Below are 14,227 nucleotides of genomic sequence, written 5' to 3' on the forward strand. Positions count from 1 at the left end.
GATCAGGGCGCCCGGCCTTTGCGTTAAAACGATTGATTTATCGACCGCTGCGAACTTGCGCGATCAGGAACTCGACGACCTGCAGCGAGCGCTCCATGCTCTTGGCCAGCGAACCATCGGTGTAGAAACGCCCGCCCACACCCAGCGCAGGCACACCCTCGACCTTGTAGGCGTTTTGCAGCTGGGTGGCGCGGCTGGTCTTGGTCGAGACCGAAAACGAGTTGAAATTCTCCAGGAACTTGGCTTTGTCCACACCCTGTTTGGCGACCCACTCGACAATCGCGTCGCCCGTGGCCAGGCCCTGCTTTTCACTGTGGATGGCGGCAAACACCTTGCGGTGCAGTTGATCAAGCAAGCCCATCGCCTCCAACGCATAGAACAGGCGCTGCTGCGGTGCAAAGTCGGCTCGAAAAGCAATCGGCACCCGCCGCACCACCACATCCTTGGGCACACGCTTGCTCCAGGCATCAAAGGTCGGTTCGAATACGCTGCAATGCGGGCAGCTGTACCAGAAAAATTCGACGACTTCAATTTTCCCCGCCGGGGCTTCCACCGCCGCGCGCTTGTCCAACTGCAGATAGTCCGTGCCCAATTCAGGCTTCTTGCCCTGAACTTGGGCCGGGGCGGTGGTCTGAGCCCGTGCTGCCGGCAGCACCAATGCACTGGCAGTCAGCGCTGCGCCACAGGTCAAGGAAAAATCACGACGTTTCATCTTTAAACACTCCAAAAAAAGTAGTGGGACCGGGCAGGCCGGCAATAGTTCAACGCCTCGACTGCACAGAGCACTAGCGCGCTACCCGCACCAGCGCGGTTTCGTAACCGGCAGCATCCAGTCTTTCCTTGGCCTGATCGGCCTCTTCCTTTTTACCGAAGGGCCCAACGCGGACCCGAAACACGACCCGGCCTGACTGTTCACGTTCGGTCACTTTGGCTTGTACACCGCCAAGAGACAACCTGGCGCGCTGGCTTTCAGCGTCTTCAGCGGTACGGAAGGCCCCAATTTGGACAAAGTAAGAGAACGGTTCGGCCACCGCGGCGCCAGCGCGCGCCTGGGCCAGGTCACCCAGGGGATCGGCAGACACGGCTGGTTTAGTCTCCTTGCCCTTGGCAGCTGGCACTGGCGCGGCACCGGTGTCGGTGCCGGTGTCGGTGCCGGTGTCGGTGCCGGTGTCGGCGCCCGTCTGTGTTTCTGCCTTGGCGGGCTCCACCGGTTTGGCCGGGTTCTTGCCATACAAGGGTGCGTTGGGGTCCCAGTTCTTGTTTCTTTGGGACTCGGCCACATCCTGATCCGCCGAGCGACTTTGGCCCTTGTTGATGAACGGAATGGGAACCTTGGTGACGTAAACCGCAACGGCCAGCGCTGCCCCGAGACCCACCACCACTCCAATGATGAACCCCAAAATGGTTCCACCGCGTTGTTGTTTCATGCGTTGCTCTTTCTGCTTTCTAATCAGTTGGGGACAGAGCTGAAGGTCTGTCCCCAAGGCTATTGAATTACATTTTTTGCGGGGCACTCACACCCAGCACAGCCAAGCCATTGTGCAACACCTGTGCGGTGGCCGCGACCAGTGCCAACCGGGCGCGCTTGATGAGATCATCGTCCACCAGAATACGTTCCGCATCGTAATAGCTGTGGTAGCAGGCGGCGAGCTCGCGCAGATAGAACGTGACGTCATGCGGTGCAAAACCGGCCGCCGCCGCCGTCAGCATCTCGGGGTATTTGGCCAGCAACAGCAGCAGCGCCAGTGCTTGCGGGCTCTGCAGCGGTGAGAGATCGGCTTGGCCCAGACTCGCCACATCGCCACCCTCCTTCTCGCGCCAGGCCGCCAGCACCGAGCAAATCCGGGCGTGCGCGTACTGCACGTAGTACACCGGGTTGTCATTGTTTTTGGCCACCGCGAGATCGACATCAAAGGTGTATTCGGTGTCGGGCTTGCGGCTGAGCAGGAAGAAGCGTACCGCATCCTTGCTGGTCCACTCGATCAGGTCGCGCAGCGTCACATAGCTGCCGGCGCGCTTGGAGATTTTGACCTCCTCGCCACCGCGCACCACGCGCACCATGGTGTGCAGCACATAGTCGGGGTAGCCTTTGGGGATGCCCACGTTGGCGGCTTGCAGGCCGGCGCGCACGCGGGCGATGGTGCCGTGGTGGTCGGTGCCCTGAATGTTGACCACTTTCTCGAAGCCGCGCTCCCACTTGCTGATGTGATAGGCCACATCCGGCACAAAGTAGGTGTAGCTGCCATCGCCCTTGCGCATGACGCGGTCCTTGTCGTCGCCATACTCGGTGGACTTGAGCCAGAGGGCGCCGTCATGCTCGTAGGTCTTGCCGGCGTCATGCAGTCTTTTCACCACGTCATCGACCTTGCCACTCAGGTACAGGCTCGATTCCAGGTAGTAGTTGTCAAAGTGGACGGCGAACGCTTTCAGGTCCAGATCCTGCTCATGGCGCAGATAGGCCACCGCGAACAGCCGGATGTCGTCCAGCGCCTCAACATCGCCGGAGGCGGTGAACTCACGGTCGTCTGAATGAACCATCTTTTTGGCCAGATAGTCAGCGGCAATGTCGGCGATGTAATCGCCGTTGTAGGCAGCGGCGTTCTCGCCACTGGGCCACTCGGGGTCGCCCGGCTTGAAGCCGCGGGCGCGCAACTGGGTGCTGCTGGCCAATGTGCCGATCTGTACGCCGGCGTCGTTGTAATAAAACTCACGGTACACCGCCCAGCCCTGGGTCTGGTACAGGTTGCAAATGGCGTCGCCCAAGGCGGCCTGACGGCCGTGGCCGACATGCAGGGGGCCGGTCGGATTGGCCGAGACAAACTCCACCAGCATGCGTTTACCCGTGCCGGGCTGGCTGCCAAACTGCTGGCCCTGCGACAACACCTCGCGCACGGTTTGCTGCTTGGCCTCGGGCTTGAGTTTGATGTTGATGAAACCGGGGCCGGCAATATCAATCGCCTCGACCCAGCGCTCAAACGGTGCGCGCACCAATAGTTCAGCGCGCAGGTTTTCCGCCAGCTGGCGCGGGTTGAGCTTGAGCGGCTTGGCCAACTGCATGGCAGCCGTCGTGGCCAAGTCGCCATGGGCGGCGACTTTGGGTGACTCAAAAACGGCTTTGGACCCCGCGCCGGGGGATAGTTTTTCAAGCGCTTGGTGCAGCGCTTCGAGCAATTCAATTTTTACAGACAACATGGTTTGATTTTACGGGGGACGGCGGCCCCAACCTGTGCAAATGCTCCGGCCCAGACATGGATGGCAACCCGAGCACAAAAAAACCCCGCCGGTTTTACTCAAGCGGGGGTTTCTTTTGGCATGATGCGGTCATGATGTCCCGCTCCCACCTATCCCCCTCGATCTCCTGTGTCATCCCCGCCTTCAACGAGGCGCGCAACCTGGGCACGGTGCTGCCCCAGATTCTGGCCACCCTCTCAATCCTGAGCGCGCGCGTTGAGCTGGTCGTGGTCGACGATGGCAGTCGGGACGACACCACGCAGGTCATGCAAGCCCTGTGCGCGGCCCACCCTGAAATCGTTTACATCAAGCTGTCACGCAACTTTGGCAAGGAGCCCGCGCTGACCGCTGGCATTGATGCCGCGCGGGGCGAGGTGGTGGTCTTGATGGATGCCGATGGCCAACACCCGGTGTCACTGCTGCCCGAGATGTTCAAGAAATGGCAGCAAGGCTCGGACGTGGTCTATGCGGTGCGAAAAACGCGTGACGATCAGTCCGGTCTGCAGTCGAGTCTGACCGGCCTGTTTTACAAAATGGTCAATTTTGGTAACCGGGTCAAGATTCCGGCCAACGCGGGCGACTTTCGGCTGATGGACCGCATGGTGGTCGATGCCCTGAAAAGCCTGCCGGAGCGCAACCGCTTCATGAAAGGGCTGTACGCCTGGGTTGGTTTTAACAGCACGGCCATTGACTACCAGCCGCTGCCGCGCGCTGACGGCAAGAGCAACTTTGGCCTGCGCGGCTCGCTGTCGCTGGCGCTGACCGGCATTCTGGCTTTTTCCATTGCCCCCTTGCGCGCCTTGACCGCGACCGGCCTGGTGCTGTCGGCGCTTGCCTTGGGCTACGGCGCCTGGGTGGTGGGGGATTACTTTATCTCGGGCATCGCCGTTCCGGGCTACGCCACGATTGTGGTCGGCATGATGTTTTTCAGCGGCATCCAGCTGCTCTCCATCGGCATACTGGCGGAGTACGTGGGACGCATCTACGAAGAGGTCAAACAGCGCCCGCCGTATCTCATCAGTCAGCGCACGGGCAGCGGCTTGGTTGAGCCTCTGTATGCGCCGGAGGCCGGCAATCCGCCTTTGATACTGCAACAGTCTTCCTTGCTTTGAGAGCGTCCACCTTCTGGTTTCTGGCGGTCGGTGCGACCGCCGCGCTCACGCACATGGCGGTGTTTGCGCTGGCTCAAGGCCACATGTGGCCCGAGCTGGCCAATGCGCTGGGGTTTTGCGTCGCCTTTTTTGTCAGCTTTGCCGGGCACCGGCTGTTGAGCTTCAAGGATGCGGCCACCAGCGTGGCAACCAGCCTGGGCCGTTTCGCGGTGACAGCGCTGGCGGGCTTTGCCAGCAATGAAGTTGTTTTCATGCTGCTGCTTCGCACGCTCGATTGGCCCGCCTTTCTGGCCCTGTTCGCAGCGCTAGTGTTTGCAGCCGGGCAGACCTTTGTGCTCAGCCGCTTTTGGGCTTTCCGGCGCTAGGGCACTGCCCGACTGGTACAGCACCCAGCCAGCGCCCTGGTAAAAAAGTTTCCAGCCCGCCAGGCCCTCGGCCATTTTGTTGTCCGCTGGCGCCACAAACCAGTTGCCCGCCGCGGCACCGGCGGGCGCCAGCACTTGGGGCGACTGCAAGACCTTGGCCGCCTGCGCATCAAAGTCAGCGCCTTCAAACAGCTCGCGCTGCCAGTTGTCCCCGGCGCGCTGTCGCAACGCTGGCCAGTCATCCAGTACCACGAGGGGTCGGCTGGTCTGCACATAAAACGGCAGGTCGTAAGGGTACTTGCCCGACACATAAACGGTGTCTGTCGGCCGGGCGGCGCAGGCCAGCGCCAACGCCACATCCTGCGCGCGGCCGGTGCGGGTGACGTCGCCCACTTTGACCATCAAGACCAGCGCGATGCCAATGTTGAGCAGGCACAGGCCGACAAAAACCTGGCCAGCGCGCGCGGTGCGCCATGGCCCGCTCCCAGCCCAGCGCCGCCAGCAGCGCCAGCGGCGGCATCACGGGCAGCACATAACCGACGATCTTGGAGTGCGGTATGGAAAAGAAGGCGATGATGGCCACGACCCAGACCCAGCACAGGCTTCGCCACGCTTGGGCCACGGGCACGGCCGCCGGCACCGGTGCGGGGACTGGCCGACGAAGCTGGTTCAGGGCGAAAAACACCCAGGGAAAGAACAGCAGCACCAGCGCCAGCAGGTAAAACCACCAGGGCTGCGGGTTGTTGTAGGTCGTGGCGGTGTAGCGGTTGAGTTGCTGGCCAACAAACATGTAGTCAAAAAATGACGGGTATTTCTGCTGCGCCAGCACAAACCACGGCAAGGCAATCAGGGCAAACAGGGCCAGGCCACTGAGCCAGGGTAGGTACAGCACTTTTTTGAATTGGCGCGTCCAGAGCAGCCAGATGACCAGCACCATACCCGGCAGCGCAATACCGATCAAGCCTTTGCTGAGCATCCCCAGGGCACAGGCGGCAAAGCCCAGCCGGGCCAGCAGCGCATTGGGCTTGTCCCCGGCCATGAAGGCAAAGGCAAAGCACCAGATCGCCACACCGATCCAGGTCGCCACCAGCATGTCGTGGTTCACGTACTGGCCCCCGACCAGAAAGGTCAGGCTGGTGCCCAACATCAGAACCGCGCGCCGGGCCATTTGCTCGGTGCTGATAAGCCGGGCCGACAGGTACAGCGCCACCAGCATCAAACCCGCATGGAGTGCGGGCACCAGACGCAACGCCACCTCGTTGATGCCGAAGGTGGCGAGCGACATCGCCTGCAACCAATACAGCAACGGCGGCTTGTGGAAGAAAGGCAGGCCATTGAGGCGCGGTGTCAGCCAGTCGCCACTTTGCAGCATCCAGCGACCGACCTCGCCGTAGCGGCCCTCATCGGGCACCGCCAGCGGCCGCAGCGCGGCCATCAGCAGCAGCAGCAGCCATAGGGCGCCCAGGGTCAGCCAGGATTTTTGTCGTTCGGAAAGGGAAGTAATCACCGCCAGATTCTAGCGGTCAGGGCTGCGATCACAGCCCGGCAAGGGCAACTCCGCGCACCAGTTGCACACCGGCGTGCGCCAGTGCTTCTGAAAAGTCCGGGCCGCTGAGGTAGGCGAACTCCTCTGCCCGGGCCACGCCGATGACATCGTCGGGCTCGGCGGCTTGCGCCGGGTGGCACATGATGATGCTGCCCGCCGGGGCATCGCGCAGCCAGCCCTGCATGAGCCGGCCATACCGGGACTGGTCACCGGCGAAATCATATATGCCTAACAAGGCTGTAGCCCCCGTCAAATAGGCGTCATCCGCTATCTTTTCAAGAGCATTTGCCCCCATCGCGGCAATCACCCGGCTTTTGAGATCGGCAGCGCTCGCGGGTGCGCGCGAAATGCGCAGATAGGGCATGGAGGGTTTGAGGCCGTCTTGACCTTCATCACTGCGGTTCTGGCGACGGTGTCCGCTGCCGCTGCCATAACGGCTGCTCAAAACCTGCACCAGCGCCTGGCGAATGCCGGCAAATTGCTGCACATGCTGGTGGCCATCCACATAGTCGGGCGGCGCCTGCCACTGGGCTTCAAACGCGTCGAGCTGGCGCTCGATGACGACGCGCGCCGCGCTGGGGTCAAAACCGCCGAGCAGCGCTTTGCGCATGGCCGCGCCCAGTGACAGGCCGTGCCCGGCCGCCAACGCAAAGTCACTGGTCCAGTCCAGGTGCAAACCGACGTCAATGCGCCCGCGCAAGCCTTGCAGCAAGGCCACGTCCTGCGGCCAGCGCGGTGACAGCACCATGACACTGGTGGCGCTGATGCGACCCATGGCGGCCAGCGTGGCAATGCCTGCCGAGGCGCTGGCATTCACCGCAAAATCATCAGCGCACAGGATCAGGCCCTTCATCACACCGGTCGGCGCGGCATCATTTTTTGTTTTCACTGGTTCCGATCAAGTCGTGCTTTCAGAAATCCACCGGTGCCGTAACGCGTCACCCGGCTGTAAAAACGCGCGGTCAGGCGCTTGACCATGGCAGAGTACGCGTCCACCAGAGTGGGCAGAATGGTAAAGCTGTCGTAATTGACGATCACCGCCACCCGCTCGGCGGGGCTGGTCACCACCGGGGCGAGCAAGTCTTCCACCATGCGCTCCACCTCGGCAATATCGGACAGGGCGTCGATAGCCAGTCCTTCACAATTGATGAACAGCACGCGGTGCGCCCGGTCCAGCTCAAAGCGTTGTGCCAGCGGCGTGGCGAGCAGGCGCTCGCGCAGACCGATGTGGCCCTCGACAAACAAGGCGGCATCCATCAGCTTGAGCTGGGCACTGATGATGGGCATGAAATCCATCTGCGCTAGGACGTCGCGCTCCAGGTCAATCCCGGGCGCAATCTCGATCAATTCCAGCGCCCCACCGTGGGCATCGCCCGTCAATTGAAAAACGCAACGCTCGGTCACATACAACACCCGCTGCCCGCGTCGAAGCGCTTCGCGCCCACTGAAGGTGCGATGTTCGACCGCACCCACAAACTTGTGCGTCGTGCCTTCGCGAAGCACCCGCAGTCGCCCGCCCTGCACGCGCCCGTCCGGATCACCGGCGGTGAAAGTGCCGACAAATACCACCGTCTTGGCGTTCTGGCTGATGTTGATGAAGCCGCCCGCCCCGGCCAGACGGGGCCCGAACTTGCTGACGTTCAAATTGCCCTGCGCGTCGGCCTGCGCCAGGCCGAGCACCGCGATATCGAGCCCGCCCCCGTCGTAAAAGTCGAACTGGTTGGGTTGATCAATCACCGCCTGGGTATTGACGGCTGCGCCAAAGCTCATGCCGCTGGCCGGAATGCCGCCGATGACACCGGGCTCGGCGGTGAGCGTCATCAGGTCGATCACCTTTTCTTCGGCCGCCACGTCGGCCACGCCTTCGGGCATGCCGATGCCCAGGTTCACCACATTGTTGGGACGCAGTTCCAGCGCCGCGCGACGGGCAATCACCTTGCGCTCACTCATGGGCGAAATGGGAAGCGTATCGATCGGCACCCGGATCTCGCCCGAATAGGCCGGGTTGTATTGTTCGGAGAAGGTTTGCATGTGGTGCGCCGGGTCGGTCGCCACCACCACCGCATCCACCAGCACGCCCGGCACCCGCACCTGACGCGGATGCAGGGTGCCGCGCTCGGCCAGACGTTCCACCTGCGCAATGACGATGCCGCCTGAATTGCGCGCCGCCATGGCAATCGCCAACGATTCGAGCGTGAGCGCCTCGCGCTCCATGCTGAGGTTGCCGTCGGGGTCGGCGGTGGTGGCGCGGATGATGCCGACCGAGATCGGAAACGCCTTGTAAAAAAGATACTCGCGGCCATCGATCTCCATCAAGCGCACCAGCTCCTCGGTGGTGCAGGCGTTGATCTTGCCGCCGCCAAAACGCGGATCGACAAAGGTGTCAAGCCCGACATGCGTCAGCGTGCCGGGCTTGCCCGCGGCAATGTCCCGAAACAGATGGGAAATAACGCCTTGAGGCAGGTTGTAGGCCTCAATGGCGTTGTCCACCGCTAATCTTTGCAGCGCCGGCACCAGGCCCCAGTGCCCGCCCACCACGCGGCGCACCATGCCGGCATGGCCAAAGTGGTTCAGGCCACGCGACTGGCCGTCGCCCTGACCGGCGGCATAGACCAGCGTCAACTGGCCCGGCACACCGACACCTGTTTCACGCTGATTCTCCAGAAAACGCGCTTCCAGCGCCACCGCAATTTCCTCGGCAAAACCGATGCCGACGAAGCCACTGGTGGCCACGGTGTCGCCGTCATGAATCAGCCGCACGGCCTCCTGCGCCGTCACCACTTTGTTGCGCCGCGTGCCCGGCCCCACGTGTTCGTCGAGATTGAAATTGGTATGCAAAATGTCTCCTCGTTTGTGGCGGATTCAGGCTTGACCCTGCTGGCCGCGCAGTAAACTTGGCGCATGTGTCAATTGCTTGGAATGAACAGCCACTTGCCCGCCAGTCTAACGCTGAGCTTCACCGGGTTTTCGCAGCGTGGCGGTTGTACCGGCCATCATGCCGATGGTTGGGGCATTGCTTTCTTTGAAAGCGATAACACCACACTGGGCAAGGGCGTGCGCTATTTCGTCGACAAGGAGGGCGCCGCGACCTCGCCGATTGCGAAAATGCTGCGCACTTATCCGATCAAGAGCCACAACGTCATCGCCCATGTGCGCAAGGCCACCGTGGGCGCCGTCACGCTGGAGAACTGCCACCCGTTTGTGCGCGAGTTGTGGGGCCGCTACTGGGTCTTTGCCCACAATGGCGATCTGAAAAACTATGCGCCAAGCCTGCATGGCAGTTTCCGCCCGGTGGGCAACACCGACAGTGAACTGGCGTTTTGCTGGCTCTTACAGGAGCTGGACAAGTCGCACGCCGGCGTACCCAGCGTTGAAGAACTGAGCCGAACCCTGGCTGAGTTGGTGCCGCGGATCGCCAAACACGGCACCTTCAATTTCTTGTTGAGCAACGGTCAGGCCTTGTGGACGCATGCCAGCACTCAGCTGTATTACGTGCTGCGGCAGCACCCGTTCAAACACGTGCACCTGAAAGACGACGATGTGAGCGTGGACCTGGCCAGCCTCAACAGCGCGCAGGACCGGCTGGCCATTGTGGTGACCGAGCCCCTCACGACCGATGAGGATTGGGTGGCCATGGCGCCCGGCGAATTGCTGGTCTTCGTCGATGGGGCCATCGCCCAGTGCAGTGGCTCAACATGCAGCCCGGCTTGTCAGCTCCTGGCGGCTTGCTCCAGTGCATCCAGGAACGTGGCCGCCACGTCAAACCCGGTCTGGTCAAAGATCTCCTGAAAACAGGTCGGGCTGGTGACGTTGATCTCGGTGAGGCTGTCGCCAATCACGTCCAGTCCAATGAGCAGCAGGCCGCGGGCGGCCAACACCGGGCCAATCGCCTGGGCGATCTCAAGGTCACGCGCGCTCAAGGCTTGCGCCACGCCTTTGCCGCCAGCGGCCAGGTTGCCACGCACTTCCCCGCCTTGCGGAATGCGCGCCAGGCAGTAAGGCACCGGTTTGCCGCCAATGACCAGCACGCGCTTGTCGCCGGCCACGATCTCAGGCAGGAACTTCTGCACCATCAGGCTCTGCGCGCCATGGCGGTTCAGCGTCTCGGTGATGGAGCCCAGGTTCAGGCCGTCCGGCCCGACGCGGAAGATGCCCATGCCGCCCATGCCGTCGAGCGGCTTGAGGATGATGTCCCGGTGCTCGGCGTGGAAACGCTTGATGTCGGCCTCGTCGCGCGTGACCAGCGTGGGGCCGATGAACTGCGGGAACTCCATGATGGCAAGCTTTTCCGGGTGGTCGCGCAACGCGCCCGGCTTGTTGAACACCCGGGCTCCTTCGCGCTCGGCCTGCGCCAGCAGGTGCGTGGCGTAGAAAAACTCGGAATCAAAGGGCGGGTCCTTGCGCATGAGGATGGCATCAAAATCCCTCAAAGCCACGGCGCGCGTCTGCTTGAGCTCGAACCACGCATCCGCTTGCCCGGTCAGCGCAATATCCCGGACATGCGCCGTGACCCATCCCCCGCGCTGCCACATCACATCTTGCGGTTCGCAGGCGGCCACGCTGTGGCCACGCTTTTGCGCCTCGCGCATCATGGCGAAGGTGGTGTCCTTGTAAATCTTGAAGGATTCGAGCGGATCGGTGATGAAAAGAAGGTTCATGATTTACTTGTTCGATTGAGGAGGTAGTCACAGACGTCCAACATCTGTCGATCAGTTGGGGACAGAGCTTGTTCACTTCGTGTAACGGCGGTCTGTCCCGCAATGTTTCAGATTTCGATCTTGGAGCCCAGCTCTACCACCGCGTTGTTGGGCAGGCGCAAGAAATCGGCTGCGCCGCTGGCATTGTGATGCATCTGGGAAAACAGCTTCTCACGCCACTGCGCCATGCCACTGCCAATGGTCGGAACAATGGTGTCGCGAGACAGGAAATAGCTGGTGGTCATGTCGTTCAGGTCACAACCCCGCCCCTTGATGTGCTGCAAGGCCTTCGGAATATTCGGGTCGTTCTTGAACCCATAGTTGATGATGACCTGCCAGCAATCGTGTCCCAGGGATTCAATCTCCAGGCGTTTTTCCATGCCGATCCAGGGCACCTCATGGTTATGCACGGTCACAAACAGGTTGTTGGCGTGCAACACCTTGTTGTGTTTGAGGTTGTGCAGCATGGCATTGGGTACCGTGCCGGCTTCAACCGTGAGGAACACGGCCGTGCCTTCCACCCGCACCGGCGGACTGACAAATACCGCTTCCAGAAAACTGTTCAGGTCAATCGCGTCGGCCCGCAATTTGTCATTGAGCAGGCGCCGGCCATCCTTCCAGGTGATCATGAGGATGAAGATGGCGCCCCCAATCAACAGCGGGAACCAGCCGCCGTCAAACAATTTGAGCAGGTTGGAAGCCCAGAATGCAAAGTCCACCACGAAGAAGAAGCTGGTCGTAGCGATGCACAGCCACAAGGGGTACTTCCAGCTGTAGCGGATGACAAAAAACGTCAGAATGGTCGTGATGAGCATGTCGGTGCACACGGCGATGCCGTACGCTGAGGCCAGGTTGCTCGACGACTTGAAGATCATCACGGCCAGCACGATGGTGACAAAAAGACCCCAGTTGACAAACGGCAGGTAGATCTGGCCTGCCTCCTTGACGTTGGTGTGCATGATCTTCAGGCGCGGCAGGTAACCCAGCAGGATCACCTGCTTGGTGACCGAGAAGGCGCCGGAGATCAGTGCCTGCGACGCAATCACCGTGGCCAGCGTGGCCAGGCCGACCAGTGGCAGCAGCGCCCAGTCCGGCGCCATCAGAAAAAACGGGTTTTTCACCGCCGCCGGGTTGTTCAACAACAAGGCGCCCTGGCCAAAATAATTGAGTGTCAGCGCAGGCATCACCACGGCAAACCAGGCGACCCGGATCGGTTTCTTGCCGAAATGACCCAGGTCGGCGTAGAGCGCCTCGGCGCCGGTGACGCACAACACCACCGCGCCCAGAATGATGAACGAGGTGCCGGGCTGGCGCCAGATGAAGCCCAGCGCGTGATGCGGGCTGATCGCCCACAAAACCGTCGGATGCGTGACAATCTGTGCCACCCCCAGCACCGCAATGCAGGCGAACCAGACCACAGTGATCGGTCCAAAGAACTTGCCAATGCCCGCCGTGCCCCGTTTTTGCACCCAAAACAGACCAAACAGGACCAGCAGCGTCAACGGGATCACGAATTTGGTGAAGGCGGGCGACACCACCTCCAGACCTTCCACCGCCGACAGCACCGAAATGGCCGGCGTGATCACGCCATCGCCATAAAACAGGCAGGTGCCGAAGATACCCACCAGCAGCAGCACCTTGCGCAATGCGGGCTTATCCTTGACCGATTGCGAGGCCAGCGCCAGCATCGCGATCAGGCCGCCTTCGCCATTGTTGTCGGCACGCAGCACCAGCGTCACATACTTGAGCGACACGATGACGGTCAAGGTCCAGAAAAAGATCGACAAGATGCCGTAGACATTGTCGGAAGTGAAAGGCACATGGCCGGAGCCAAACACTTCTTTGACGGCATACAGCACGCTGGTGCCGATGTCGCCGTAGACAACACCGATGGCGCCCAGCGTCAGCGCCGAGAGGGACGATTTGGAGACTGTCACTGGCGGCGCTTAGTCATAGACCTCGGCTTCGGGGTCGGTGGCTTCGAGTTCGTAGCTGGCGGCCAGCATCGCCAGGCGGCCGACCACGCCATACATGTAAAAGCGGTTCGGCGCACTGGCGCCAGGGCGAACACCGGGCTGCGGCAAGTGGGTGCTGTGTTCAAACGCCAGGGGAACAAAGTCTGCGCCCGGTGCGCTCAAGTCTTCATCAATGCCACGACCGGCATGGATGCGGTAAAAGCCGCCCACCACGTAACGATCCATCATGTAGACCACGGGCTCGGCGACCGCGTCGTTCATGCGCTCCTTGGTCAGCACGCCTTCCTGGATCAGGATGTCGTGCGGTGCTTGCGCACTGCGCGCGCCGCTGGCCTGTTCTTTGGCGTTCAAACTCAGTGCGGGCAGCTCTTTGGCATCGCGCACGGTCAGGATGCCCATGCCGTGGGTGCCGTTGTCAGTCTTGACCACCACAAACGGCTTTTCCTTGATGCCGTATTCCTTGTACTTGCGGCGAATCTTGCCCAGCAGGACGTCAACCTGGGAGCTCAGGCATTCCATGCCAACACCCTGGGCCAGATTGACTTCGCCGCATTTTTCAAACAAGGGGTTGATCAGCCACGGATCAATCCCCAACAACTTGCCCATGCGCTTGGCCACTTCTTCATAACACTTGAAATGGGTGCTCTTGCGCCGGGTGGTCCACCCGGCATGCAAGGGCGGCAGCACATACTGCTCGTAAATCTCTTCCAGAATGCCGGGCACGCCCGCACTCAGGTCCGTGTTGAGCAAAATGGTGCACGGGTCAAAGTCTTTCACGCCCAGGCGGCGCTTGCCACGGATGACGGGCTCCAGGGTGATGGATTCGCCGTCGGGCAAGGTCATGACCGTGCTTGTCTTGATGGCCGGGTCGATCGAGCCGATACGCACGTTCAGGCCGGCCATGTGAAAAATACGCTGCAACTGCGCCAGACTGGCCAGGTAGCCGGTGTTCGCGACGTTGTTCTCGGGGATCACCAGCAGGTTGCGGGCTTCCGGGCATATTTTCTCGATCGCGGCCATGGCAGCCTGCACCGCCAGTGGCAGCATCTCGGGCGTCAGGTGGTTCCAGCCGTTGGGGAACAAATTGGTGTCCACCGGCGCGAGCTTGAAGCCGGCATTGCGCACATCCACCGAGCTGTAGAACGGCGGCGTGTGCTCCATCCACTCCAGCCGGAACCAGCGCTCGATAGCGGGCATGGAGTCAAGCACGCGCTGCTCCAGTTCATTGATGGGGCCGGTGAGCGCGGTAACGAGATGTGGAACCATAGGGTCCTCAGTTGGTGCTTGGAGCGTGCAATTC

General features: G+C 61.5%; 13 protein-coding genes. 3 read left to right on the forward strand and 10 right to left on the reverse strand.

The window, feature by feature from the left end; translation table 11 throughout:
* Positions 1-37 precede the first annotated feature (37 nt).
* The 3 genes from WA157_RS10385 to argS form a co-directional block, all read right to left on the reverse strand.
* On the reverse strand, positions 38-712 hold the full coding sequence (locus WA157_RS10385) for a thiol:disulfide interchange protein DsbA/DsbL (RefSeq protein WP_422620878.1): 675 nt from the start codon (positions 710-712) through the stop codon (positions 38-40).
* A gap of 73 nt (positions 713-785) precedes the next feature.
* On the reverse strand, positions 786-1,427 hold the full coding sequence (locus WA157_RS10390; protein WP_422620879.1) for an SPOR domain-containing protein: 642 nt from the start codon (positions 1,425-1,427) through the stop codon (positions 786-788).
* Positions 1,428-1,494: 67 nt separating this feature from the next.
* Positions 1,495-3,192 (reverse strand): arginine--tRNA ligase, encoded by a 1,698-nt coding sequence (gene argS / locus WA157_RS10395; RefSeq protein WP_422620880.1) that lies wholly within the window; start codon positions 3,190-3,192, stop codon positions 1,495-1,497.
* A 134-nt stretch (positions 3,193-3,326) separates the two neighbouring features.
* Between argS and WA157_RS10400 the strand changes: the two genes are divergently transcribed.
* Positions 3,327-4,343, forward strand: coding sequence for a glycosyltransferase family 2 protein (locus tag WA157_RS10400; RefSeq protein ID WP_422620881.1), 1,017 nt, complete (start codon positions 3,327-3,329; stop codon positions 4,341-4,343).
* A complete protein-coding gene (locus WA157_RS10405; RefSeq protein WP_422620882.1) occupies positions 4,340-4,708 on the forward strand; it encodes a GtrA family protein in 369 nt (122 codons plus the stop codon). Before WA157_RS10400 ends, WA157_RS10405 begins: the two co-directional genes overlap by 4 nt.
* On the opposite strand, the gene WA157_RS10410 is transcribed toward WA157_RS10405, so the two are convergent.
* The 4 genes from WA157_RS10410 to WA157_RS10425 are packed head-to-tail and all read right to left on the reverse strand — an operon-like array spanning position 4,649 to position 9,092.
* Positions 4,649-4,960, reverse strand: coding sequence for a hypothetical protein (locus WA157_RS10410; protein WP_422620883.1), 312 nt, complete (start codon positions 4,958-4,960; stop codon positions 4,649-4,651). The two genes, WA157_RS10405 and WA157_RS10410, sit on opposite strands and share 60 nt — an antisense overlap.
* Positions 4,947-6,215: an ArnT family glycosyltransferase gene (locus tag WA157_RS10415; RefSeq protein WP_422620884.1), complete on the reverse strand. Its 1,269-nt coding sequence runs from the start codon at positions 6,213-6,215 to the stop codon at positions 4,947-4,949. The genes WA157_RS10410 and WA157_RS10415 overlap by 14 nt, the downstream gene beginning before the upstream one ends.
* Before the next feature lie 28 nt (positions 6,216-6,243).
* The gene (locus tag WA157_RS10420; protein ID WP_422620885.1) at positions 6,244-7,143 is read right to left on the reverse strand and encodes a ChbG/HpnK family deacetylase; all 900 of its coding nucleotides are present in this window, start codon (positions 7,141-7,143) and stop codon (positions 6,244-6,246) included.
* Complete coding sequence (locus WA157_RS10425; RefSeq protein ID WP_422620886.1) at positions 7,140-9,092, reverse strand: acyl CoA:acetate/3-ketoacid CoA transferase; 1,953 nt, start codon at positions 9,090-9,092, stop codon at positions 7,140-7,142. Before WA157_RS10425 ends, WA157_RS10420 begins: the two co-directional genes overlap by 4 nt.
* A gap of 63 nt (positions 9,093-9,155) precedes the next feature.
* Here WA157_RS10425 and WA157_RS10430 point away from each other — a divergent pair, with 63 nt between their 5' ends.
* Complete coding sequence (locus tag WA157_RS10430; protein WP_422620887.1) at positions 9,156-10,043, forward strand: class II glutamine amidotransferase; 888 nt, start codon at positions 9,156-9,158, stop codon at positions 10,041-10,043.
* Here WA157_RS10430 and gshB read toward each other — a convergent pair.
* From gshB to gshA, 3 genes are all read right to left on the reverse strand, one after another.
* Positions 9,965-10,912 carry a glutathione synthase gene (gene gshB / locus WA157_RS10435; RefSeq protein ID WP_422620888.1) on the reverse strand — a complete coding sequence of 316 codons (948 nt, stop codon included), beginning with the start codon at positions 10,910-10,912 and terminating at the stop codon, positions 9,965-9,967. The two genes, WA157_RS10430 and gshB, sit on opposite strands and share 79 nt — an antisense overlap.
* Positions 10,913-11,019: 107 nt before the next feature.
* Positions 11,020-12,888, reverse strand: coding sequence for a potassium transporter Kup (locus tag WA157_RS10440; protein WP_422620889.1), 1,869 nt, complete (start codon positions 12,886-12,888; stop codon positions 11,020-11,022).
* A 9-nt stretch (positions 12,889-12,897) separates the two neighbouring features.
* Positions 12,898-14,193: a glutamate--cysteine ligase gene (gene gshA, locus WA157_RS10445; protein WP_422620890.1), complete on the reverse strand. Its 1,296-nt coding sequence runs from the start codon at positions 14,191-14,193 to the stop codon at positions 12,898-12,900.
* Positions 14,194-14,227: the final 34 nt, after the last annotated feature.

The sequence above is a fragment of the Rhodoferax ferrireducens genome, assembly GCF_049302455.1.
GTDB classification, from domain to species: Bacteria; Pseudomonadota; Gammaproteobacteria; order Burkholderiales; family Burkholderiaceae_C; genus Rhodoferax; species Rhodoferax ferrireducens_B.